General features: G+C 71.4%; 22 protein-coding genes. 12 read left to right on the top strand and 10 right to left on the bottom strand.

Annotated features, from left to right (window positions below; translation table 11 throughout):
* The first annotated feature begins 73 nt into the window (after positions 1 to 73).
* Complete coding sequence (locus QSK26_RS38075; protein WP_285780217.1) at positions 74 to 1,189, top strand: DmpA family aminopeptidase; 1,116 nt, start codon at positions 74 to 76, stop codon at positions 1,187 to 1,189.
* A 37-nt stretch (positions 1,190 to 1,226) separates the two neighbouring features.
* Here the strand turns inward: QSK26_RS38075 and QSK26_RS38070 are convergent, their stop codons facing one another.
* Positions 1,227 to 3,299 (bottom strand): PhoX family protein, encoded by a 2,073-nt coding sequence (locus tag QSK26_RS38070; protein WP_285780216.1) that lies wholly within the window; start codon positions 3,297 to 3,299, stop codon positions 1,227 to 1,229.
* 131 nt (positions 3,300 to 3,430) lie between these two features.
* Between QSK26_RS38070 and QSK26_RS38065 the strand changes: the two genes are divergently transcribed.
* Positions 3,431 to 3,871, top strand: coding sequence for a sterol carrier family protein (locus QSK26_RS38065; RefSeq protein ID WP_285780215.1), 441 nt, complete (start codon positions 3,431 to 3,433; stop codon positions 3,869 to 3,871).
* A gap of 8 nt (positions 3,872 to 3,879) precedes the next feature.
* Here QSK26_RS38065 and QSK26_RS38060 read toward each other — a convergent pair whose 3' ends face one another.
* Complete coding sequence (locus QSK26_RS38060) at positions 3,880 to 5,019, bottom strand: DUF4190 domain-containing protein (RefSeq protein WP_285780214.1); 1,140 nt, start codon at positions 5,017 to 5,019, stop codon at positions 3,880 to 3,882.
* A gap of 202 nt (positions 5,020 to 5,221) precedes the next feature.
* Between QSK26_RS38060 and purF the strand changes: the two genes are divergently transcribed.
* Both purF and purM read left to right on the top strand, forming a co-directional pair.
* Positions 5,222 to 6,670 carry an amidophosphoribosyltransferase gene (gene purF / locus QSK26_RS38055; protein ID WP_285780213.1) on the top strand — a complete coding sequence of 483 codons (1,449 nt, stop codon included), beginning with the start codon at positions 5,222 to 5,224 and terminating at the stop codon, positions 6,668 to 6,670.
* Positions 6,667 to 7,692 carry a phosphoribosylformylglycinamidine cyclo-ligase gene (purM, locus tag QSK26_RS38050; protein ID WP_285780212.1) on the top strand — a complete coding sequence of 342 codons (1,026 nt, stop codon included), beginning with the start codon at positions 6,667 to 6,669 and terminating at the stop codon, positions 7,690 to 7,692. The genes purF and purM overlap by 4 nt, the downstream gene beginning before the upstream one ends.
* Positions 7,693 to 7,832: 140 nt before the next feature.
* Here the strand turns inward: purM and QSK26_RS38045 are convergent, their stop codons facing one another.
* Entirely contained in the window at positions 7,833 to 8,072 is a 240-nt protein-coding gene (locus QSK26_RS38045; protein WP_285780211.1) for a DUF3073 domain-containing protein, read from the bottom strand.
* Between the two features lie 151 nt (positions 8,073 to 8,223).
* Positions 8,224 to 9,327 carry a Leu/Phe/Val dehydrogenase gene (locus tag QSK26_RS38040; RefSeq protein WP_285780210.1) on the bottom strand — a complete coding sequence of 368 codons (1,104 nt, stop codon included), beginning with the start codon at positions 9,325 to 9,327 and terminating at the stop codon, positions 8,224 to 8,226.
* 117 nt (positions 9,328 to 9,444) lie between these two features.
* Between QSK26_RS38040 and QSK26_RS38035 the strand changes: the two genes are divergently transcribed.
* Entirely contained in the window at positions 9,445 to 10,371 is a 927-nt protein-coding gene (locus tag QSK26_RS38035) for a DUF8083 family protein (protein ID WP_285780209.1), read from the top strand.
* Between the two features lie 320 nt (positions 10,372 to 10,691).
* A complete protein-coding gene (gene bldC, locus QSK26_RS38030; protein WP_013133571.1) occupies positions 10,692 to 10,895 on the top strand; it encodes a developmental transcriptional regulator BldC in 204 nt (67 codons plus the stop codon).
* A gap of 180 nt (positions 10,896 to 11,075) precedes the next feature.
* On the opposite strand, the gene QSK26_RS38025 is transcribed toward bldC, so the two are convergent.
* The gene (locus QSK26_RS38025) at positions 11,076 to 11,783 is read right to left on the bottom strand and encodes a TetR/AcrR family transcriptional regulator (RefSeq protein WP_285780208.1); all 708 of its coding nucleotides are present in this window, start codon (positions 11,781 to 11,783) and stop codon (positions 11,076 to 11,078) included.
* Between the two features lie 154 nt (positions 11,784 to 11,937).
* Between QSK26_RS38025 and QSK26_RS38020 the strand changes: the two genes are divergently transcribed.
* From QSK26_RS38020 to QSK26_RS38005, 4 genes are all read left to right on the top strand, one after another.
* A complete protein-coding gene (locus QSK26_RS38020) occupies positions 11,938 to 13,026 on the top strand; it encodes a LacI family DNA-binding transcriptional regulator (protein WP_502888797.1) in 1,089 nt (362 codons plus the stop codon).
* Positions 13,027 to 13,309: 283 nt separating this feature from the next.
* Entirely contained in the window at positions 13,310 to 13,561 is a 252-nt protein-coding gene (locus QSK26_RS38015; RefSeq protein ID WP_285780206.1) for a hypothetical protein, read from the top strand.
* A 65-nt stretch (positions 13,562 to 13,626) separates the two neighbouring features.
* Positions 13,627 to 14,499: an N-acetylmuramoyl-L-alanine amidase gene (locus QSK26_RS38010; RefSeq protein WP_285780205.1), complete on the top strand. Its 873-nt coding sequence runs from the start codon at positions 13,627 to 13,629 to the stop codon at positions 14,497 to 14,499.
* A 32-nt stretch (positions 14,500 to 14,531) separates the two neighbouring features.
* The gene (locus QSK26_RS38005; protein WP_285780204.1) at positions 14,532 to 16,151 is read left to right on the top strand and encodes a beta-N-acetylhexosaminidase; all 1,620 of its coding nucleotides are present in this window, start codon (positions 14,532 to 14,534) and stop codon (positions 16,149 to 16,151) included.
* Positions 16,152 to 16,158: 7 nt separating this feature from the next.
* On the opposite strand, the gene QSK26_RS38000 is transcribed toward QSK26_RS38005, so the two are convergent.
* The 3 genes from QSK26_RS38000 to QSK26_RS37990 all read right to left on the bottom strand — a co-directional run bounded on the left by QSK26_RS38000 (position 16,159) and on the right by QSK26_RS37990 (position 18,093).
* Positions 16,159 to 16,362, bottom strand: coding sequence for a heavy-metal-associated domain-containing protein (locus QSK26_RS38000; RefSeq protein WP_285780203.1), 204 nt, complete (start codon positions 16,360 to 16,362; stop codon positions 16,159 to 16,161).
* A gap of 43 nt (positions 16,363 to 16,405) precedes the next feature.
* Positions 16,406 to 17,470, bottom strand: a complete 1,065-nt coding sequence (locus tag QSK26_RS37995; RefSeq protein ID WP_285780202.1) for a quinone-dependent dihydroorotate dehydrogenase — start codon at positions 17,468 to 17,470, stop codon at positions 16,406 to 16,408.
* Positions 17,471 to 17,694: 224 nt separating this feature from the next.
* On the bottom strand, positions 17,695 to 18,093 hold the full coding sequence (locus tag QSK26_RS37990) for an ATP-binding protein (protein WP_285780201.1): 399 nt from the start codon (positions 18,091 to 18,093) through the stop codon (positions 17,695 to 17,697).
* Between the two features lie 307 nt (positions 18,094 to 18,400).
* On the opposite strand from QSK26_RS37990, the gene QSK26_RS37985 reads away from it, so the two are divergent.
* On the top strand, positions 18,401 to 19,282 hold the full coding sequence (locus QSK26_RS37985; RefSeq protein ID WP_502888798.1) for a Sco1979 family transcriptional regulator: 882 nt from the start codon (positions 18,401 to 18,403) through the stop codon (positions 19,280 to 19,282).
* Positions 19,283 to 19,432: 150 nt separating this feature from the next.
* Positions 19,433 to 19,666: a DUF397 domain-containing protein gene (locus QSK26_RS37980; RefSeq protein ID WP_285780199.1), complete on the top strand. Its 234-nt coding sequence runs from the start codon at positions 19,433 to 19,435 to the stop codon at positions 19,664 to 19,666.
* A gap of 21 nt (positions 19,667 to 19,687) precedes the next feature.
* Here the strand turns inward: QSK26_RS37980 and QSK26_RS37975 are convergent, their stop codons facing one another.
* Together QSK26_RS37975 and lpdA are read right to left on the bottom strand one after the other, a co-directional pair.
* Positions 19,688 to 20,611 carry an MOSC domain-containing protein gene (locus QSK26_RS37975; RefSeq protein WP_285780198.1) on the bottom strand — a complete coding sequence of 308 codons (924 nt, stop codon included), beginning with the start codon at positions 20,609 to 20,611 and terminating at the stop codon, positions 19,688 to 19,690.
* Positions 20,612 to 20,851: 240 nt separating this feature from the next.
* The gene (gene lpdA / locus QSK26_RS37970) at positions 20,852 to 22,252 is read right to left on the bottom strand and encodes a dihydrolipoyl dehydrogenase (protein WP_285780197.1); all 1,401 of its coding nucleotides are present in this window, start codon (positions 22,250 to 22,252) and stop codon (positions 20,852 to 20,854) included.
* Positions 22,253 to 22,302 lie beyond the last annotated feature (50 nt).

Here is a 22,302-nt window from a genome sequence, read left to right as displayed (position 1 = left end):
CGTACGACCGCTTCGCCAGGGGATCAAGATGCCCGTGGCGTGTCCCGGGGCCGGGCGTGGTTCCCTGTGATGCATGACGCACGACGCACCAGCCCGCCGAGCCCGTGACTTCGGCATCGTGATCGGCACCGGCCGGCCCGGCCCGCACAACGCGATCACGGACGTGCCCGGCGTCATGGTCGGGCACACCACCCTGATCTCCGGGGACGGCCCGCTGCGGACCGGCCACGGTCCGGTGCGCACCGGGGTCACCGTCATCCGGCCGCGCCCCGGCCACCTGTGGCAGAATCCCGTCTTCGCCGGCTACCACCGGCTGAACGGCGCCGGAGAGCTGACCGGCACCCACTGGATCGCCGAGACCGGCAGGCTGACCACCGCCCTCGGGCTGACCAACACGCACAGCGTCGGCGTGGTGCACGACGCGCTGATCGCCGCCGAGGTGCGCGACCGCGACCTGTCCGAGGCGTTCTTCAGCCTGCCGGTCGTCGGCGAGACCTGGGACGGCGTGCTCAACGACGTCAACGGCTTCCACGTCACGGCCGCGCACGTGCTGCGCGCCTACGACGAGGCCGCCGGCGGGCCGGTGCCCGAGGGCAACGTCGGCGGCGGCACCGGCATGATCTGCCACGACTTCAAGGGCGGCGTCGGCACCGCGTCACGGGTGACGGGCGGGCACACGGTCGGCGTGCTGGTGCAGGCCAACCACGGGCGGCGGGAGCGGCTCACCGTCCAGGGGGTGCCGGTCGGGCGGCTGCTCGGCCCCGACCAGGTGCCGGTGCCCAGGGCGCCGGAGATCCTGGGCACGCCCCGGCAGGGCGAAGGGTCCATCATCGTGGTCGTCGCCACCGACGCGCCGCTGCTGCCGCACCAGCTCACCCGGCTCGCCCAGCGGGCCGGGCTCGGCGTGGCCCGCCTCGGCGGGGTGGGCGAGCACCTCAGCGGCGACCTCTTCATCGCCTTCGCCACCGGCAACGCGCTCCAGCCCACCGACTTCGGCCCCGGCGTGCCGCTGTCGCAGATCGTCACCATGCTGGCGGACGCCCACATCACCCCGCTGTTCGACGCCGTCGTCGAGGCCACGGAGGAGGCGATCCTCAACGCGCTCGTCACCGCCGGGACCATGACCGGCAGGGACGACATCACCGTGCACGCGCTGGACGGCCACCGCCTCCGCGCGCTGCTGCCCTGAACCCCCGGGGACGCCGGGCCCCCGGGGGAACGCCGGGCTAGGAGCCGATCCGCTCGCCCCTGCTGTGCCAGGCCACCGCGACCCCGGGCCGGGGCTGGGAGTCGCCGCCGTCGGGCCAGTGGCTCGCCGGGTTGTCCGGGCTGGCGTCGTCGGCCTCACCCGGGTGCTGCACCGCCACGAAGACGCTGCGCTGGTCCTCGGTGATGAACGGGCCACAGGTCTCCGCGCCCACCGGGACGGTGAGGAACTGGCGCAGGTGACCGCGCTCCCGGCCCTCCACCGGCATCGCGAACAGGCCGTCGTTCGTGCCCAGCGCGTTGCCGTCGGTGGAGATCCACAGGTTGCCCGCGCCGTCGAACGCCACGTTGTCCGGGCAGGAGATCGGCGAGACCTTCGTCTTGTCGTAGCCGGCGAAGTAGGTGTTCGGGTCGCCGGGGTCGCCGCAGACCAGCGGCAACGACCAGGCGAACCTCGTCGCGGCGGCGTCGTCGCGGGACTCGACGATCTCCAGGATGTGGCCGTGCCGGTTGGACGGGCGCGGGTTCGCCTCGTCCACCTGGGCCGCGGTCCGGTTGGAGTTGTTGGTCAGCGCCACGTAGATCGCGCCGTTCACCGGGTTCCGCTCGACGTCCTCGGGGCGGTCCATCTTGGTCGCGCCCACCTTGTCGGCGGCCAGCCTGGTGTAGATGAGCACCTCGGCGGCGGTCATCCCCTGCACGTACGACCGGTCGCCGCTGACCAGCGGGATCCACTCGCCGGCGCCGTCGAACTCGCGGTCACGGGGCAGCTTGCCGGAGCCGTCGATCTCGCTCTTCGGGCTGTCGCCGGTGAACCTGGCGACGTAGAGGGTGCCCTCGTCGAGCAGCGTCCGGTTGTGCCGGTCGTGCCCGGGGATGTACCGCTCCTTGGACACGAACTTGTAGACGTACTCGAACCGCGAGTCGTCACCCATGTAGGCCACGAGACGGTGGTCCCTGGACAGCGTGGTCGTCGCCGCCTCGTGCGCGAACCTGCCCAGAGCCGTGCGCTTCACCGGGACCGAGTCCGGGTCGAACGGGTCGATCTCCACGATCCACCCGAACCGGTTGACCTCGTTGTGGTGCTTGGCCAGGTCGAACCGCTCGTCCACCCGGTCGAACCGGCGGCTGCCGTCCGGAATCGCCGCGTTCGTGGGGATGCCGTACCTGGTCAGCGCCGCCTTCTGCGCCTCGGGCACACCGTTGCCGCCCACGAAGTACTGGTTGAAGTTCTCCTCGGCGGTGAGCACGGTGCCCCACGGGGTGGTGCCGCCGGCGCAGTTGTTCAGCATGCCGTACACCTTGCGGCCGGTGCGGTCCGCGGGCGTCTTGAGCAGGTCGTGGCCCGCCGCGGGTCCGCTGAAGCGCATCGGGGTGGTCGCGGTGATCCGCCGGTTGTACCGGCGCGACCCACGGGTGACCAGCTTCCACTGCCCGGTGCGGCCGGCCCGCTCGATCTCCACCACCGAGCCGCCGTGCGCGGCCAGAGCGATCTTGATCTGCTCCTCGGTGGCGGCGGTGCCGTCCGTGTAGCCGCGGAACATCAGCGTCTCGTCGGTGTACTCGTGGTTCACCCACATGAGCGCCCGGTCCGAGCCCATCGGGAAGACCGTCACGAAGTCGCAGTTGTAGCCGAACTGCTTCTCCTGCGCCTCGGCGGTCTGGTTGTCGAAGTCGAACTCGGGGGCGCCGGGCAGCACCGGGTCGCCCCAGGCGACGACCAGCGCGTTGCGGTAGTCGGCCGGCACCGTGATCTGGTCGTCGGTGTTCGGCTGGACGGCGGCGAAGCTCAGACTCCCCTTCGGGCCGCCGTGCGGGCCCCGCCGGTCATCCGGGTCGGCCAGCGCGGGCGTGGCCGCCGCGGCGCCGGCCACGCCGGTGCCGGCGACGATCGCGCCGAGCGCGCCGGCACGCAGGACACCGCGCCGGGACATGGCCTCGGCGACGACGTCACCGAAGTAGCGGTTGTCACTCGTGTTCGGAACATCATGGGCACAGGCGTTACCACAGCGGAACCGGCAGGTGAGCGCGCTACGGCCGCCCTTGTGCGGGGTCAGCAGCGGAAGCGTCCTGCGCGGCGATAAGTTCGCCACTCATCCTCCAAGGTCGTGCACCATCTTTCCGCGGGGACGCTACGGGCGCAGCCCGAACCTAAGGTGAACGAAGATGACCTGAACCGTGAACGATTGAACGGCCAAGGTTCGTGAGACGGCATCATGGGTACGTGCCACCGCTCAAACCGGCCCCCGACAAGGTGCGGGCCGCCCTCGACGCGCAGCTCGGCGAGCTGGGCGAGCCACCCTACGACGGGCCGGACCAGGAGCTCCTGGCGGCCTGCGTCCCGGTCGTGCTGCGCGCCTACGACCGGGGGCTGCGCCCGGCGCGGGACGCGGCGCGCTTCGCCGTCAGGCACCTGCTCGACCGCCTGGCCGCGGCGGCCCCCGGGCGCACCGTCGAGGTGCGGGTGCCGCCGTACGCGGCGGTGCAGTGCGTGGCGGGCCCCCGGCACACCCGGGGCACCCCGCCGAACATCGTGGAGATGGACGGCCGCACCTGGCTCCTCCTCGCCACCGGGGCCATGACCTGGGACGCGGCGACGGCGGCCGGCAAGATCAGCGCAAGCGGCTCCCGCGCCGACCTCTCCGCCCACCTGCCCGTCGCCTGACCCCGCCGCTACGGCTGGGTGACGCCCAGCTTGCGCTCGACGCAGCGCTGGGCCAGCTCCTGGGTCGGAAGGTCCAGGCACTCGCCGAAGTTGGTGTAGAACCACGTCACCGCCACGATGGCGAGGACGATCGTCAGCAGGCTCAGCGCGATCCCGACCCAGGCCCGGCCCGGGTGGGCCCGTTTGACCACGGCGACGATGCCGAGGATCAGCCCGACGATCGCGGTGAGCACCCCGAGGCCGCAGACGAACAGCAGGAAGAGGCTGACGATGCCGAGCACCAGCGCGGCCGTCCCCAGCCCGCCCCCCGGCCTGCGCACCCCGTACCCGGGCCCGGGATAGGGCGGCGGCACGTACGGCGGCTGCCCACCCGGCCCGTACTGCTCCCCACCGGGCCCGTACGGCTGCCCGCCGGGCCCGTACCGCGCCCCGCCCTGCCCGTACGACTCCCCACCGGACCCGTACGACTCCCCACCGGACCCGTACGACTCCCCACCGGACCCGTACGGCTGCCCGCCGGGACCGTACCGTTCCCCGCCTCCCTGCCCGTAGGGCTGGCCCCACGTCCCGTGCCCGCCCTGCCCGTGCGGCGTCCCTTCCCCGCCCTGCCCGTAGGGCCCGCCACCGTACTGCCCCTGCTCGTACCCCTGGCCGGGTCCGCCCTGGCCGGGGACGTGGGGCTCCGGGCCGTAGGGATGGGCGCCCTGGCCCGCTCCCCAGCCGGGTGTGTCCGGCCCGCCGTACGCACCGTGACCGGGCGGCGTGCCGTGACCGGAGGGCGTGGTCGGCGGGGGTGTGGTCGGCGGGTCGTAGCGTGAGGGGCGTGTGGCGCCCGGCGGTTCCCCGCCGTGCCGTCCCTCGTCCCGCTCGGTCCCCTCCCAGCCCGGATACGGCGGAACCGCCCCCGGCACGGGGAACACCTGGGTGTCCTCCTCCCCCGTCCGCCCCGGCTCCCCGGGGACTCCCGGCGGGAACTCCCCGGCGACCCCTTCCCCGCGGGCGCCGTTGGACGGCCGGGCCTGCTGGGGTTCGGGGACCTCGGGGGCTTCCGGCTCGTCCGGGTGGGGCGGCGGGCCGGGCTCGCGCCGCCGTTCGTCGGGTGGCTCCTCCCCCGGCGGCGGCTGATTCGGATCCCCTGGTGTCGTCACGTCTGATCTCCCGACCTATGAAGGCATGCCGGATACCCCACCCTCGCGTGATCCCGCGCGCGGGAACCGGCGGACACGGCAAAGCGAAGGCGATCCTTCGGCAAGGCTGCCGCCAAGGAAACACGCGGTATCTGAGCAGGGCGGGGGCCCCACGGGCGGGGCGGGGTTCGAGCAGCGTAAGGGCCGACCTAAACTGAGGTATGTGCTGAAGGGCGACGGCCGGTTGGGCCATGACCTTGACCCCAAGGACCGCGCACCGAAAGACGCCTGTGGCGTCTTCGGCGTATGGGCTTCGGGGGAGGAAGTCTCCAAACTCACCTACTACGGGCTGTACGCGTTGCAGCATCGCGGCCAGGAGTCCGCGGGCATCGCGGTCAGTGAAGGCAGCCGCATCCTCGTCTACAAGGACATGGGCCTGGTGGCCCAGGTCTTCGACGAGTCGGTGCTCGGCACGCTGCGCGGACATCTCGCCATCGGGCACTGCCGCTACTCCACCACCGGGTCGAGCGTCTGGGAGAACGCCCAGCCGACCCTCAACTCCACCGATGTCGGCGGGCTCGCGCTCGCCCACAACGGCAACCTCATCAACACCCCCGAGCTGATCAAGCGGCTGCGTCCGGGCATGATCCGGGCGACCACCGACACCGAGGTGCTGACCGCGCTCCTCGCGCAGGACCCGGGCCGGTCGGTGGAGGACGCGGCGGCCGAGCTGCTGCCGCAGGTCAGGGGCGCCTACTCGCTGGTCTTCATGGACGAGAAGACGCTGTACGCGGCCCGCGACCCGCAGGGCATCCGGCCGCTGGTCCTCGGCCGCCTGGAGCGCGGCTGGGTCGTCGCGTCGGAGACGGCGGCGCTGGACATCGTGGGCGCGGCGTTCGTCCGGGAGATCGAGCCGGGCGAGCTGATCACCGTGGACGAGCGGGGCGTCCGCTCGCGCAGGTTCGCGGTGGCCGAGCCGAAGGGCTGCCTGTTCGAGTACGTCTACCTGGCCCGTCCCGACACCACGATCGCCGGGCGCGGCGTGCAGGCCACCCGGGTCGAGGTGGGCCGCCGGCTGGCCAGGGAGCACCCGGTCGAGGCCGACCTGGTCATCCCGACGCCGGAGTCCGGCACCCCCGCCGCGATCGGCTACGCCGAGGAGAGCGGCATCCCCTACGGCCAGGGCCTGGTGAAGAACTCCTACGTCGGCCGGACGTTCATCCAGCCGTCCCAGACGATCCGCCAGCTCGGCATCCGGCTCAAGCTCAACCCGCTGCGCGAGGTGATCGCGGGCAAGCGGCTGATCGTCGTGGACGACTCGATCGTGCGCGGCAACACCCAGCGGGCGATCGTGCGCATGCTGCGCGAGGCCGGCGCGACCGAGGTGCACGTGCGCATCTCCTCCCCGCCGGTGGCCTGGCCGTGCTTCTACGGCATCGACTTCGCCACCCGGGCCGAGCTGATCGCCGGGTCGCTGAGCGTGGAGGAGATCCGCGCCTCGCTCGGCGCCGACTCGCTCGGCTACATCTCGCTGGAAGAGCTCACCGCGGCCACCACGATCCCGGCCGGCCGCCTGTGCCGGGCGTGTTTCGACGGCTCCTACCCGATCCCCGTCGACCAGGACAACATCGGGAAGTACGTCCTGGAACAGGCTGAGGAGGCCACCGTATGACGAGCTACGCCGCCGCGGGCGTCGACATCGAGGCCGGCGACCGCGCGGTCGCGCTGATGAAGTCGCGGGTCGCCATGTCCCGCCGGCCCGAGGTGGTGGACGACGCCAGCGGCTTCGCGGGGCTCTTCGACGTCTCGGCGCTGCTGCGCTACCGCAGGCCGCTGCTGGCCACCTCCACCGACGGTGTCGGCACCAAGGTCATGATCGCCCAGGCGCTCGGCAAGCACGACACGATCGGCATCGATCTGGTCGGCATGGTCGTGGACGACCTGGTGGTGTGCGGCGCCGAGCCGCTGTTCATGACCGACTACATCGCCACCGGCAAGGTGGTGCCCGAGCGGGTCGCCGACATCGTGGGCGGCGTCGCCGAGGGCTGCCGGCTGGCCGGCTGCGCGCTGATCGGCGGCGAGACGGCCGAGCACCCGGGCGCGATGGCCCCCGACGAGTACGACCTGGCGGGCGCGGGCACCGGCGTGGTGGAGGCGGACGACCTCCTCGGCCCGGACCGGGTACGGCAGGGCGACGTGGTGCTCGCCCTGGCCTCCTCCGGGATCCACTCCAACGGTTACTCGCTGGTCAGGCACGTGATCAGGACGGCCGGGATGTCACTCGGCCAGGAGGTCGCGGAGCTGGGCCGCACGCTCGGCGAGGAGCTGCTGGAGCCGACCAGGATCTACTCACTGGACTGCCTGGCGCTGCTGCGGGCGGCCGAGGTGCACGCCTACGCGCACATCACGGGCGGCGGCCTGGCGGGCAACCTCGCCAGGTCCCTGCCGGGGCATCTCGACGCGGTGCTGGACCGGTCCTCCTGGGAGCCGCCGGCGATCTTCGGGGTGCTCGCGGAGGCCGGGCGGGTGCCGCGGGAAGAGATGGATCTCACATTCAATCTGGGCGTCGGGATGTGCGCGATCGTCGCACCGGACGCGGTGGACGGCGCTCTCGCGCTGCTGAGCGAGCGCGCGGTCCCGGCGTGGGTGCTCGGGGAGATCACCGAGGGCACCGGGCAGGCGTCCTACCGCTAGAGCAGCCCAAAATGCCCCGCCGCTGACGCGGCGGGGCATTCAGGTGACTTCACGTCTCCTGACCGTCGGCCGGTGAGCAGTGGAAGACACCCGGCGGCTGTCGCCCACCGGGTGCCCTACTCCCGCCACCAGCTGACCGCCTAGCTACGGCGCGGATGCCGCCCGTCGTCGCGGTCGTCATCGTTACCGTAGTCATCGGCGTAATCGGCATACCGATCGGCCAGCTCGTCGTTTGAGTCATAAGCGTCGTCGTCGTTGTGGTTGGAGCCGTGGTTGACTCCCAGCTCCTCGCGAAGACGATCAAGATCGGTGCCGCCACTGTTGTACTTCAACTGGCGAGCAACCTTCACCTGCTTGGCCTTGGCTCGGCCGCGCCCCATCGGCTCGACCCCCTCATGCGGGGCCGTGCCCGACCCCTCGTCGCTAACGCACCACGCACTGACGCCACCTGACTTACGGCGTCAGCTCCTCGTTCGCCTATTACCGTACCTGTTTTGCGCCCAGCTCGGTACGCCGGATGGGCGTGGGCCGTCAGCGGCCCAACCAAATAGCCCTAATCCGCCCGACTTCCGACATTCTGCGCTCCGCTAGCCTATCGGCTGCGACGGCCGGAGGTACCCCCTCCTCGTCGGCCATCCGGAAAATCTTGAGAGTCATATCGAAGATCTGTGCCGCTTTTGCCTGGGCTCGTTCCATCTTGAACCCTTCGATCTCGTCGGACACCTGGATCACGCCGCCGGAGTTGACGACGTAGTCCGGAGCGTAGAGGATGCCCCGCTCCGCGAGCTGCTTCTCCACGCCGGGATGGGCGAGCTGGTTGTTGGCGCCACCGCAGACGATCCGGGCGCGGAGCGCGGCCACGGTCGCGTCGTCGAGGGAGCCGCCCAGGGCGCAGGGCGCGAAGACGTCGATGTCCTGCGCGACCATCTCGGCCCGCCCGGCCACCACCTCCACCTGCGGGTGGCGCCGCCGTACGCGCTCGATCGCCTGCTCGCCGACGTCGCAGACCACGACCTCGGCGCCGTCCTCGATCAGGTGGCCGACCAGGCGGTGGCCCACCTTGCCGACGCCCTCGACGCCGACCCGCCGGCCGCGCAGCGTCGGCGTGCCGTAGGTGTGCTCGGCGGCGGCGCGCATGCCCTGGAAGACGCCGAAGGCGGTGAGGATGGAGGAGTCGCCCGCCCCGCCGTGCGCGACCGTGCGCCCGGTGACGAAGGGCGTCTCGCGGGCGACGAGGTCCATGTCCTCGCTGTAGGTGCCCACGTCGCAGGCGGTGTAGTAGCGACCGCCGAGCGACTGCACGAAGCGGCCGTAGGCGCGTAGCAGGGCCTCGCTCTTGTCCCTGTCGGGATCGCCGATGATGACGGCCTTGCCGCCACCGAGGTCGAGGCCGGCCAGCGCGTTCTTGTAGGCCATCGCGCGTGAGAGATTGAGCACATCGGCGAGGGCCGCCTGCTCGTCCTCGTAGGGATAGAACCTCGTGCCGCCGAGGGCGGGGCCGAGGGCGGTGTTGTAGATGGCGATGATGGCCCGGAGGCCGCTGCGCTCGTCGGCGCAGAACACCACCTGCTCGTGCGATACCTGGGCATTGCCGGGCCCTGTGTCCTTGTGGGACAGCCCGAAGACGTCGGTCACTGTGGTGACTCCCGGTCCGGTCCGCCGCCCCGTCGCGGCGGAGATCTGTCTCAGCGTATCGAGAAGGCGGGAACTTGAGACCGGACAACAGGGGGTGCTTCATGACACGATGCCTTCGTGCTGCCCTATGCCGCGTACCTTCGCGTCTACGAGCCGCTGAGCGCGTTCACCGAGTCCGATCGCAAGATGTGGGCCGCTTACGCTTCCTCCCGAGACCGGCCACGCCGCGCCACCGCCCTGCACGCGGAGCACGGCGAGTCGGTCCGCCGTCTGCTCAGCGTCCCCCCGACCCCCGCACCCGCCCAGGAGAGCCCCAACGCCTATCTACGCCGCGTTGAGGACGTCCTGTATGTCTGCCCATGGCAGAGCCGGTTGCGTTCGTGGCTGGCCTTCTCACGGCTTCGTGGCACCACACCGGTCAAGATGATGGACCGCTTCCTGCCCAAGGCGATCGTCGAGCAGACCGCCGACGACTTCGACCGGTTCAAGCAGCAGGGCGGCTCGGAGGCGCTGCGCACCTTCATCCACACCAGCACATGGCACGTTCCCACGGCGTGGTTCGTGCCCTTCGACGGCGCCGAGCGGTGGCTGGTGATCGACGACCCGGGCGGCGAGGGCCGCACCCCGGGCAGCGAGGGCACGGCCGGGGTGGCGAAGCCGCCGGCCGGCCAGGAGCCGGGCTCGACGACCACCACCCCGCCGCGCAACCTGCTCTACGTCACCTCGATGGCGCAGGCCCGCAGGCGGGTCGCGCGGGCGCTGTCGGTGATCCGCCGGCACGTCGGCGAGGTGGCCACGGCGAGCGAGGTCGAACAGGTGGGGCGGTGGCTGGAGGAGTTCCACCCGCACTCGCTGGTGGAGCTCGACTACGGCGGCCTCGTGCACCTCATGGACGACGAGACCCTGCGCTCGGACCAGTCGGTGGCCGAGCTGACGGCCGCTCTCACGGGTTTAGACACAGGTCAGGAAGAACTTGCCTTCGCCATGTACCAGAGGGTGATCCTCAGGTGGAAGTCGATACAGCTCCTGGAATCAGCCAACTGAGCCCCAAATCGTCGGTGTGACCTGCATCTGTTGGTCAGGTGGACCCCTCCCACGCTTCTGCGAACTGAGTAGTTTGCCGTTTTCACTGCGATACCACGAAACGTGTCGCTAGAATCACCGAGCGTGACATCACCACGTGGACATGGAGTTGGACCCCAGAAGGGCTCGCCAATCGCTCTACGTGGCTGTATGGTCACATCGGGTGATGCCGCATATGGCCTGGAAAGCCGCACGCGAAAGGCCATAAGGGGACATCCGTGACAAGCGCAGAAGCAGTCGCAGGATCGCTCGCCGGTCCACACGGAGGAGAGGCCGCACTAATGTCAGCTCGTACACCCGAGGCCGAGCCATTGCTCACGCCTGCAGAGGTCGCAACCATGTTCCGCGTCGACCCCAAGACGGTTACCAGGTGGGCCAAAGCGGGCAAGTTGACCTCCATTCGCACCCTGGGTGGTCACCGGCGCTACCGGGAAACCGAGGTTCGCGCCCTGCTCGCGGGCATTCCGCAGCAGCGCTCAGAGTGAAGCGAGAGTCGTCACGGACCTAGGGGGGGTCAGAGGCGCGCTCGCGTCATCTCCATCGATGTGAGCGCGCTCGTCAGATCCCAGGTAGCCGCCCGCAGCCATGGGCGCCTACGCTCCGTAGTCAACGGACGCTGGAAAGTGGCGTCGTTCACCCGGCGCCACCCGGCTCATGACTCCCCCTCATCCGTGTGCCTCCATATCCCCAACCGGTGGAGCGACCACCTGTTCGAGGGTGAGGCTCTTCAGCACCCGTGCCGCCTCCCGGTCGTGCCCGGCCGCGATCTCCAGCAGCGCCACCATCTGGTCCACCAGCACCCGCTCGACGACGGCACGCTCGACGTCACGGTGCTCCAGCCAGTCGAGCGCCGCGGTCTCGACCGACGCGATCCACGAGCGCAGCGTGATGCGCAGCAACGCGCCCGGCTCGGCCGCGCAGATCTGCCGCGAGACGAGCTGGTACAGCCGACGGCGCACGCCGTCGACGATCTCGCCCACCTCACCGGCCTGGCCGCCCCGCAACAGCGCGGCGAACCCCGTGGCGTGCTCCTCGACGAAGTCGAAGTACCGCCGCAGCCCCCCGGCCAGCTCGTCCAGCGGACGGCCGCCGTCCCGCAGGCACAGCGTCTCCTCAAGCCGGGCCGCCGCGCTTCTCAACGCCGCGGCGTAGAGCTCCTGCTTGCCGCCGAAGTAGTGGTAGACCAGCGCGCGCGACGCGCCCGCGGCGGAGGCGACGTCGTCGATCGACACCTCCTCGGCGTCGTGCCGGCTGAAGAGCTCCAGGGCCGCGGCCATCAGCTCCTCGCGCCGCCGGTCCACGCTGAGCCTGCGGCGGGCCGGCCGCGCGCCCGCGGGCCCGCCCGGCCCGGCGGCCTCGGATGTCCCACCCACATCCCGAGGCTATCCGAGGGCCCCCGGGGTAGCGGTCAGCACGGGATGGGGTAACGGAGGGCGGAAAACCCGGGTTCTCATACTGAGCCGTACCCTGTCCGGATCTCGATCGTTTGGTGTGGCAGGTGCCCATCCACGCATCGCGGGGAGACACATGTCAGGACCGCCCGTCAACACCACCGCCTCCCGGGTCAGGGAGGTAGCCGAGGCCGTCGCGACCGACGGTTTAGGCCCGCGCCCTCGGCCCACCATCCGTAACGTGGCCGAACGAGCCGGCGTCTCGAAATCGCTGGTCTCCCTGGTGCTGCGCGGCTCACCCCACGTGAGCGAACACCGCAGGCAGGCCGTGCTCCAGGCGGCCAGGGAGCTCGGCTACCGGCCGAACGCGGTGGCGCGCAGCCTCGTCGAAGGCAGGACCCACCTGGTCGGCGCCCTGGTGGCCAACCTGCACAACCCCTTCTACGCGGAGTTCCTCGACGGCCTGCAGGAGAGCCTGCACGGCGAAGGGCTCCGCCTGCTGATCGGCAACAGCCAGTGGGAACCCGCCCTGGAGGACGAGGCCGTCGAGGCGTTCCTCGAACTGCGGGTGGACGGGCTCGTGCTGCTGGGGATCGCGCCGGTCGGCGGAACCCTCATCGAGGCCACGTCCTACACGCCCACCGTCGTCGTCGGCGAGCCCGACACCGAGCTGCGCGGCGTCGACCTCGTGGTGGACGACGACCGGCTCGGCGCCCGCCTCGCGGTCGACCACCTCGTCCAGTTCGGCCACCGGCGCATCGCGCACATCGAGGGAGCGCGCTCGTCCTCTGCGCGGTTCCGCTGCGAGGGCTATCTGGTGGCGATGCGCCGGCACGCGCTGGCGCCGTACATCATGGTCGAGCACGGCGACTTCAGCGAGGAGGGCGGGCGGCGCGCCGCGCACGCGCTGCTCACCCGCGATCCGCGGCCCACCGCGATCTTCGCCGCCAACGACATGGTGGCCCTGGGCGTGCTCGCCGCAGCGAGCGAACTCGGCCTGCGGGTGCCCGAGGACCTCTCGGTGGCCGGCTACGACAACACCCACCTGTCGGCCGTCCACCACATCTCGCTCACCACGGTGGACCAGCCGCGCCGCGCGATGGGCCGGTCGGCCGCCGCGCTCCTCAGCGACCGGATCGGCGACCCGGGCAAGGCCGCGCGCACCCGCCAGGTCACCCCCAGGCTCGTGGCGCGGCGGAGCACGGGCCCGGTGATGCCCGGCTGACCGGGTGAACGAGGGCCTCTTCCGGCCCGGGGCAGGGGCCGCACCCCCGGCCCGCCGGGCGGCGGCGAGGGCCGCATCCTAGACAGCACCCCCAGGGATGCCCAAGAACGGGTCAATTCCCATCGTGGCGGCGGGCGGCCGGTGTTCACTCTGAGCCGTGAGGTCGGCCCCCGGCGGGCCGCCCCTTCCGGTTTCCCGAGGACCGGACCGCTCGCCTGTCACGGGGGCAGCGAGCCGGGGGCATCCCCGCCGGGCGAACGGCTCGTCTGACCGGGGGTAACACATGCGTGATCCAGAACTTGTGTCCTGTGCCCAGCGCGCGGCGGCCGAGCTCGAGCGGGCGTGGGCGAACTGGCGGTCCTCCCGGGGCAGGGAGGGCGAGGGCGGCGCGGAGTCCGTGGCCAGCTATGTGGCCCACTCCATCGATCACCCCTGGGGCCGCCCCCGGGTCGTCCTCGGCCTCGACGCCGAGGACGCGAGAGAGCTGGCGGCCCTGCTGCAGAAGCTCGAGGTGCGCGAGCGGGTCTGGGGATAACGGGTCCGGTCACGCCACCACGACGCGTATGTTGGAGGGCCAAGGGTTCGTCAAGGGGGGTTGAAGTGCGAAATCGAGCAGTTGTCACAGGGGTCCTCGCCCTGTGCGGCATGGCCGTCGTGGGCTGCGGCGCCGCGGCCGGCGGCACGAGCGCACCCGCCCTCCCCCAGCCCAGCCCGGCCGGCGGCGCGGTGGCCGAAGGCGCCATAGGGACCGCGGCCGCCGCCACGGAGGCGGCGCCGCGGGCCGGCACCTCGGCGTCCGCGTCAGCCCCCGCCGAGCCGCTGGCCGGCAAGGTCATCGCGATCGACCCCGGCCACAACGGCGGCAACTACAGGGACCCGGGTTACATCAACCGCCAGGTCGACGTGCTCACCGAGCACAAGGCGTGCGACACCACCGGCACCGCGACCCGCAGCGGCTACACCGAGGCGGCCTTCAACTGGGACGTCTCGAAGCGGCTGGTGAAGATCCTGGAGGCCAGGGGCGCCAAGGTGAAGCTCACCCGGACCGGCAACACCGGCGTCGGCCCGTGCATCACCCAGCGGGCCGCGATCGGCAACAAGGCGAAGGCCGACGCGGCGCTGTCGGTGCACGCCGACGGCGCCCCCTCGGGCGACCACGGGTTCCACGTGATCATGCCCAAGAAGATCGACGGCCCGGTCGATCCGGTGGTGGGCGCCTCCCGCAAGCTCGGCGTCGCCATCCGCGACGCCTTCCGCTCCGGCACCGGCCTGCCCTACTCCACCTACATCGGCAGCAAGGCCCTCGACTACCGCGACGACCTGGGCGGGCTCAACCTGTCCACCGTCCCGAAGGTCTTCGTGGAGTGCGGCAACATGGCCAATCCCGGTGACGCCGCCAAGTTCAGGAGCCCGGCGTTCCGCCAGAAGATCGCCCAGGCCCTGGCCGACGGCCTGCAGAACTACCTCACCTGACCTCCGGCGCGGCCGTGGCAGGATCGGATGGCATGAGCGATCTCCTGCCCCGGCCCAGATCCTTCGAGCCCGCGACGGGCACCTTCGAGCTGGCGCCGGGCGCGTCCGTGTCGGGGCCGCCCGCGCTGGTGGACGGCGTGCGCACCGCGCTTCCCGTCCTCGACCTGCGGGTGGCCGGCGAAGGCGCGATCACGGTCCGGCACGAGCCCGGCCTCGGCGCGGAGTCCTACACGCTGACCGTCACCGGCGACGGGATCACCGTCGCCGCGGGCGACCGGGCCGGGGCGTTCTACGCCGCGCAGACGCTGCGCCAGCTCCTCGGCCCGGCGGCCTACCGGGCCGTGGCCCCCGAAGGCTCGTTCACCGTCCCGGCGGGCCGGGTGAGCGACGCGCCGCGGTTCGGCTGGCGGGGCGCGATGGTCGACGTGGCCCGGCACTTCCTGCCCAAGCGGGAGCTGTTCCGGATGGTCGACGTCATGGCGGCGCACAAACTTAACCGGCTGCACCTGCATCTCGTCGACGACCAGGGCTGGCGGGTGGAGAGCCCGGCCTTCCCCCGGCTGCACGAGGTGGCCTCGCACCGGCCGCGGACGATCGCCTCCCACTACGGCGAGGAGCCCGTCTTCGACGAGGTGCCGCACGGCGGCCACTACACGCTCGCCGACCTCGCCGAGATCGCCGCCTACGCGCGGGCCCGGGCGGTCACCGTCGTGCCGGAGATCGACGTGCCGGGCCACGCCTCGGCGATCCTCGCGGCCTACCCGGAGTACGGCGTTAATCCGGCGCAGGAGATCGCCGTACTGGACCGGTGGGGCATCTCGCCCGCCCTGCTGTCCCCGTTGCCGCCGACCGTGGAGTTCCTGACCACGGTGTTCGAGGAGCTGCTCGGCGCCCTGGGCGGCGCGCCCTACGTGCACATCGGCGGGGACGAGTGCGTGCTGGACGGGTGGGCGGTGTCGGCCGAGATCACCGCCTACCAGGCGTCCCTGGGTCTCGGGACGCCCGGCGACCTGCACGCGTGGTTCCTGCGCGGCCTGGCGGACGTGCTGGCCGAGCGGGGCAGCCGGGCGGTGGTGTGGGACGAGGCGTTCGTCAGCGGCACGCTGCGGCAGGACACCGTCGTGATGCCCTGGCGCGGCATGGCGGTGGCCCGCCGGGCGGCGGCGGCCGGGCACGACGTCGTCATGACGCCGGTCTTCCCGCTGTACTTCGACTACGCCGAGGCGGCCTCGGCGGATGAGCCGCTGGCGATCGGTGAGGCGATCACCGTGGACGACGTCGCGGCGTTCGACCCGGCGCCGGGGTCGTGGGAGCCGGCGGAGTCGGCGCGGGTGATCGGCGCGCAGTTCCAGTTGTGGAGCGAGCGCATCCCGGACGCACGGGCGCTGGACTACCGGGCCTGGCCGCGCGGCTGCGCGCTGGCCGAGGTGGCCTGGGCGGGGCCGGGGCCGATCGGTGACCGGCTACCGGGCCACCTCGCCCGGCTCGACGCGATGGGGGTCGAGTACCGCCCGCTCGCGGGGCCGCACCCCTGGCAGCGGGGCGGCGCCGGGCGGCGGGGGCACCGGCCCGGTGCCGTCGAGATCGGCGCGGTCATGGACCGGCTGGACCGGATGACCCTCAGCGCCGACTCCACCCACAGCAGCCTTTGACCGGTTCTCAGGCGACCTGGTAACCGGCCTCCTGGACGGCGGCGCGCACCGCGCCGTCGTCCACCTGGGTGTCGCTGGTGACCTCGACCCGGCCGGTGGCGAGGTCGACCTCGACGGCGGTGACGCCGGGGACCTCGCCCACCTCCTCCTTGACCGAGGCGACGCAGTGGCCGCAGGTCATGCCGGTGACGGTGTACGTGGCGGTGCTCATGGGCCCTCCTTATGACGAACTGGTACCCCCTAAGGGTATATCGTCACGCGGTGCGGCCGACGACCTCCGCCACCGAGGAGGCGCCGTGCCTGCGCAGCCGCCGGGCGAGCTGCCGGTGGATGCGCGACGCCCAGAACGGCCCGCCGTAGATCAGCCCGGTGTATCCCTGGACCAGGGTGGCCCCGGCGAGCAGCCGCTCCCACACGTCGTCCACGTCTTCGACGCCGCCCACGGACACCAGGGTGAGCCGGTCGCCGACGCGGGACCGTAGCCGGCGCAGGACCTCCAGGGACCGGGTCTTGAGCGGGCGCCCGGACAGGCCGCCGGTCTCGGTGGAGGTGACGCCGGGGCGGCCGATCGTGGTGTTGGTGGCGATGACGCCGTCCAGGCCGAGCTCCAGCGCGAGGTCGGCGATCGCGTCGATGTCGTCGTCGGCGAGGTCGGGGGCGATCTTCACGAGCAGCGGGGTACGCCGCGTCGTGCCGTCCGCCACCTGCTTGACCGCCTGGAGCAGCGGACGGAGCAGCTCGACGGCCTGGAGATCGCGCAGGCCGGGCGTGTTGGGCGAGCTGACGTTGACCACGAGGTAGTCGGCGAGCGGCGCCAGCTCCTTGGCGCTGGCGACGTAGTCGGCCACGGCCTCCGCCTCGGGGACGACCTTGGTCTTGCCGATGTTCACCCCGACCACCACCGGCAGGGCGCGCGGCCTGCGCAGCCGCCGGGCCGCGGCCTGCGCCCCGGCGTTGTTGAAGCCCATCCTGTTGATGATCGCGCGTTCCCCGGTCAGGCGGAACAGCCGGGGGCGCGGGTTGCCCGGCTGCCCGTGGGCGGTGATCGTGCCCACCTCGACGTGGCCGAACCCGAGCGCGCCGAGCCCCTGCACGCAGGCGGCGTCCTTGTCGAAGCCGGCGGCCAGCCCGAGCGGCCCGGGGAAGTGCACGCCGAACGCCCTGACCCGAAGCGCCGGGTCGCGCGGCGCGAGCGCCCGGTGCAGCAGCCGCCGCACCACCGGCAGGATCGAGAGCAGGCGCAGGGCCCTGATCGTCAGATGATGGACGTCCTCGGCGTCGAACCGCGCCAGGACCAGCGTGAACAGGAAGCGATACATCAGCGCTCAGATTACCGGTCCCCCCGGCGCCCGCCCGGCGGACCCGGCACGCGGGGCGTCGCCGCGGCGAGAAAGCGGCGGAAAGCCGCCGACGCCGGTCTCCGCGCCCGAAAACTCCGCGGCCGGGGTTGCGTTTCCCGGCGACGGCTCAGGAGGTGGGGACGCCCCACGTCGTCAGGGGCGAGGGCGACCCGTGTTGCCGGGGGCGAGGACGACCCGTGGCGTCAGGGGGCGAGGACGACCCAGACGAGTTTGCCGCGGCCATGGTCCAGCATGCAGCCCCACGCGGAGCTCATGGCCTGGACGAGCTGGAGGCCGCGTCCGGACTCGGCGAAGCAGTCCTCCGCGCCGACGACGGGAAGCGAGGAGCCGGAGTCGGTCACCGCGCACGCCAGCCGGGAGCCGTCGCGGAGCAGGTAGACGCCGATCCGCCCGCCGACGTGCCGCATCGCGTTGGTGACGAGCTCGGAGATGATGAGCTGGGCGTCGAAGGTATGGTCCTGCGCGTCCCACTCCGTCAGGGTGGCACAGGTGAAGTCCCGGGCGATCGCGGCCGAGGCCGGGTCTCCGGTGTCCAGCTCGGGCAGTACGGCCTGGCGATCGTCGACCAGGGCCGTGAGCAACCAGCCTGGAGGTGGGTCCCCCGTCGCGGCTTGCCGTCGTGCTACGGGTGTCGTCATCAAGTCCCCAGAACGATCGGATGGTGCACACAGGCAGGCAAGTCGTTTCCATGCCATCTTTCCCGCGCGTCAATTCCGATGCAAGTACATCGCTTCCGTACCGATGCAAGAGCTATTCGACCGTTACGTCTGCATGTGCTCATGCATGTGCGAGTCCTGTACGTTCGTGATCAGACATGTCAAACTAGTTGATTATTCATCCAGCCCCCGGAGCGAACAGGTGAGTGTAGAACGTGCGGAACCAGGACCGATACCCCTCTTAACCAACGCCGGTTATCCCCGGACCGGCGGCCCCACCATCCTCCGGATGCTGCTCGGCACCCAGCTCCGCAGGCTGCGCACCCTCAGAGGCATCTCCCGCGAAGACGCCGGCCATTCGATCCGCGCCTCGCACGCCAAGATCAGCCGCCTGGAGCTGGGCCGGGTGAGCTTCAAGGAACGTGACGTCGCCGACCTGCTGACCCTCTACGGCGTCGTCGCCGAGGAGGAGCGGGCTCCGCTGCTCGCGCTGGCCCGGCAGGCGAACACGCCGGGCTGGTGGCACAAGTACAGCGACCTGCTGCCGAACTGGTTCGAGGTCTACGTGGGCCTGGAGGAGGCGGCCACCACCATCCGGTCGTACGAGATCCAGTTCGTGCCGGGGCTGTTGCAGAGCGAGGACTACGCCCGCTCGGTGATCATGCTGGCGCACACCACGGCACCGGCCGAGGAACTGGACCGCCGGACCTCGCTGAGGATGCAGCGGCAGACCCGGCTCACCCAGGATCAGCCGCCCATGATCTGGGCCGTGCTGGACGAGGCCGTGCTGCGGCGTCCCATCGGCGGCAGGAGCGTGATGCGCGGCCAGATCGAGCACCTGCTGGAGCTGACCCGGTTGCCCAATGTGACCGTGCAGATCGTGCCGTTCGAGCGCGGCGGCCACGCGGCGGCCGGTGGGCCGTTCTCCATTCTGCGCTTCGCCGAGCCCGAGCTGCCTGACGTCATCTACATGGAGCAGTTGGAAAGCGCCCTCTATCTGGACAAGCGCGAGGAGACCGACCGTTACATGCAGGTGATGGACCGGCTGTGCGTGCAGGCCGACTCGGTCTCCGCCAGCAGGCGGTTCCTGAAGGAGCTGCTTGACGAGCTCTGACCCGTGCTGCGTGCGATGTTCCTTCCGTCACACCAGCCCCACAATCCCCCGGTATGCCGGATCTTTGATCGTTCCATGCCGTATCTTGCGGTTTGCAAGGCCAAATGCACGTGCATCCGCACGTCCATATGATCTCCCGGGGAGCGCAGCATGGAGCAGATCATCAACGGCATCGCCGCCGACAGGCTCACGGTGACGTGGCGGAAGAGCCGCTTCAGCAATCCGAACGGCAACTGCGTCGAGGTCGCGGCCCTGCCCCACGGCGAGGTGGCGCTGCGCAACTCCCGCCACCCCGACGGCCCCGCGCTGGTCTACACGGCGGCCGAGATCAACGCCTTCATCCTGGGCGCCAAGGACGGCGAGTTCGACGACCTGATCACCTGAACCGGCCCGTCCCCCTGCCCCTCACCGGACGGCGACCGGATCGCCCACCCGCAGCGTGCCCGGCCGGCGCGGCACCAGCCGGATGCCGAACCAGGTCTTCCCGTCCCACCTGCGATGCCTCGCCAGGGTGCGGAGCGGCTCCTTGCCCCGGTCCCGGCTGACGGGATCGATCGTGGTCATGGCGCACCGGTCGCAGCGTTCCGAGACCCGGTAGTCGATCTCGCCGATCCGCACCAGCCGCCACCCGTCCTCGGCGTACGGCTCCGCGCCGCCGACCACCACGCTCGGCCGGAAGCGCGCCGGGTCCAGCGGGCCCGGCGGCTCCTCCCCGCGTTCCGCCGCGCCTTCGGCGATCCAGCGGTCGAGCAGGTCGAGCGAGGAGGCGGAGATCAGGTGCAGCGGCGCGTCCCAGGCGAAGCTCACCACCTCGCCCGGCCGGCCGCCGTGCGCCGGGTCGATCGACCGGCGGGCGGGGTCGTCCAGCCAGACGAGCCTGGCCGGGCGGCCCAGGAGGCGGGTGAACCAGTCGTGCGCCGGGTCGCCGGCCGGTACCGCCCGCTCCAGACCGCTGAACCCGACCGGGACGTGCCCGCCGCCCGCCGGGACGGGGATCTCCAGCTCCGGCAGCCCGGGGGCGGCCACCAGCAGACCGCCGTCCACCACCCCGCCGGGCGCGCGGGCGGCGGTCACCGGTCCGCCGGGCGGGTGAGCGGCGGTCAGCGGTCCGCCAGGTGGGTGGGCGACGGTCAGCGGTCCGCGAGGCAGGTGGGTGGCGGTCACCGCGAGCATCCGTGGCCAGTCGGCCGCCGTCAGTGGGGCGCCCCGCTCGTCGATCACCGCCCACCGGCGGTCGCCGCGCAGCCCCCAGGGTTCGACCACCGCCTCGTCCACCGGCCACCCGGCAGCCGACTTGAGCGGATATGTGCGGATGTCGGTGATGTGCATGGCATCAGCCTGCCCCGCGGGCACCGCCGTCGCCATAGCCTCGTCACCGGCCGGGCACGACCTCGGCACGGCGGCGGCCCCACGGCGGAGGCGATCCGGTGGGCGTCGTGCATCGTCGCCGGCGTGTTGCCCGGCCGCCGGCGAGCGGGCGTAAAACCCATATAGCCAGCCATTCCGCTGGTATTTCCACCGGCGAATTCCGCACCCGCCATTTCCCGGACCGCCGGATGAATAAGGCGCTCACATATTGATCATGTGTCCGGCCAGGCCGTGGATCGCCTCCTTGACCGCCTCGCCGAGGGTGGGGTGCGCGTGCACATTCCTGGCGACCTCGTTGACCGTGAGGTCCCACTGCTGGGCGAGGGTCAGCTCGGGGAGCAGCTCGGTGACCTCCGGGCCGATGAGGTGGGCGCCGAGCAGCTCGCCGTACTTCGCGTCGCTGAGGATCTTGACGAAGCCCACCGGGTCGCCGAGGCCGTGCGCCTTGGCGTTCGCGGTGAAGGGGAACTTGACGACCTTCACGTCGAAGCCCTTCTCCCGCGCCTGCGCCTCGGTGTAGCCGAAGCTGGCCACCTGCGGCTGGCAGTAGGTCGCCCGCGGGATCATCACGTAGTCGAGCTCCATCGTCTCCTCGTCGGCGATGGTCTCGGCGGCGATGATGCCCATCGACTCGGCCGCGTGCGCCAGCATGAGCTTGGCCGTCACGTCACCGATCGCGAAGATGTGCGGCACGTTCGTACGGCACCGCCCGTCCACGTCGATCGCGCCCCGCTCGGTCAGCCGGACGCCGGTCTTGTCCAGGCCGTAGCCCTCGACCCGCGGCTGGAAGCCGATCGCCTGGAGTACCTTGTCGGCGTCCAGGGTCTGCTTCTCGCCGTTCCTGGACACGGTGACGCGGACCTTGTCCCCGGAGTCGTCGATCGACTCGACCCGGGTGGAGGTCAGGACCTCGATCCCCAGCCGCTTGTACCGGCGGGCCAGCTCGGCGGAGACCTCCTCGTCCTCCAGCGGCACCAGGCGGTCCAGGAACTCCACGATCGTCACCTTGACGCCGTAGTTGTGCAGCACGTAGGCGAACTCCACGCCGATCGCGCCCGCCCCGGCGATGACGATGCTCTCGGGGAGCTCGTCGCTGAGGATCTGCTCCTCGTAGGTCACGACCCGCTCGCTCAGCGAGGTGCCCGGCAGCAGCCTGGTGGTCGCGCCGGCCGCGATGATGCAGTGGTCGAAGGTGACCGTCTCCGTGCCGCCGTCGCTTCTGGCCACCTGGAGGGTGTTCGCGTCGGTGAACGTGCCCCGGCCGTCGTACTCGGTGATCTTGTTCTTCTTCATCAGGAAGTGGACGCCCTTGACCCGGCCGTCCGCGACCTTGCGGCTGCGCCTGAACGCCTCGCCGTAGTCGAAGGTGACCTTGCCCTCCACCTGGATGCCGAAGGTCTTGGCCTCCTGGGTGAACAGGTGGGCGAGCTCCGCGTTGCGCAGCAGCGCCTTGGACGGGATGCAGCCCACGTTGAGGCACACCCCACCCCAGTAACGCTCCTCGACGACGGCCACGCTCATCCCGAGCTGCGCCGCGCGTACCGCCGCCGTGTACCCGCCGGGACCCGCGCCCAGCACCACCACGTCATAGTGACTGCTCATGAACCGGACCATATGCGCCATCGGTCCCTGATGCCGCATCGGGTCCCGCG

It is taken from the genome of Microtetraspora sp. NBRC 13810 (assembly GCF_030268685.1).
Classification (GTDB): domain Bacteria; phylum Actinomycetota; class Actinomycetes; order Streptosporangiales; family Streptosporangiaceae; genus BSRQ01.
The sequence above is the reverse complement of the archived record's forward strand: the minus strand, read 5'-3'. Positions and strand labels throughout refer to the sequence as shown.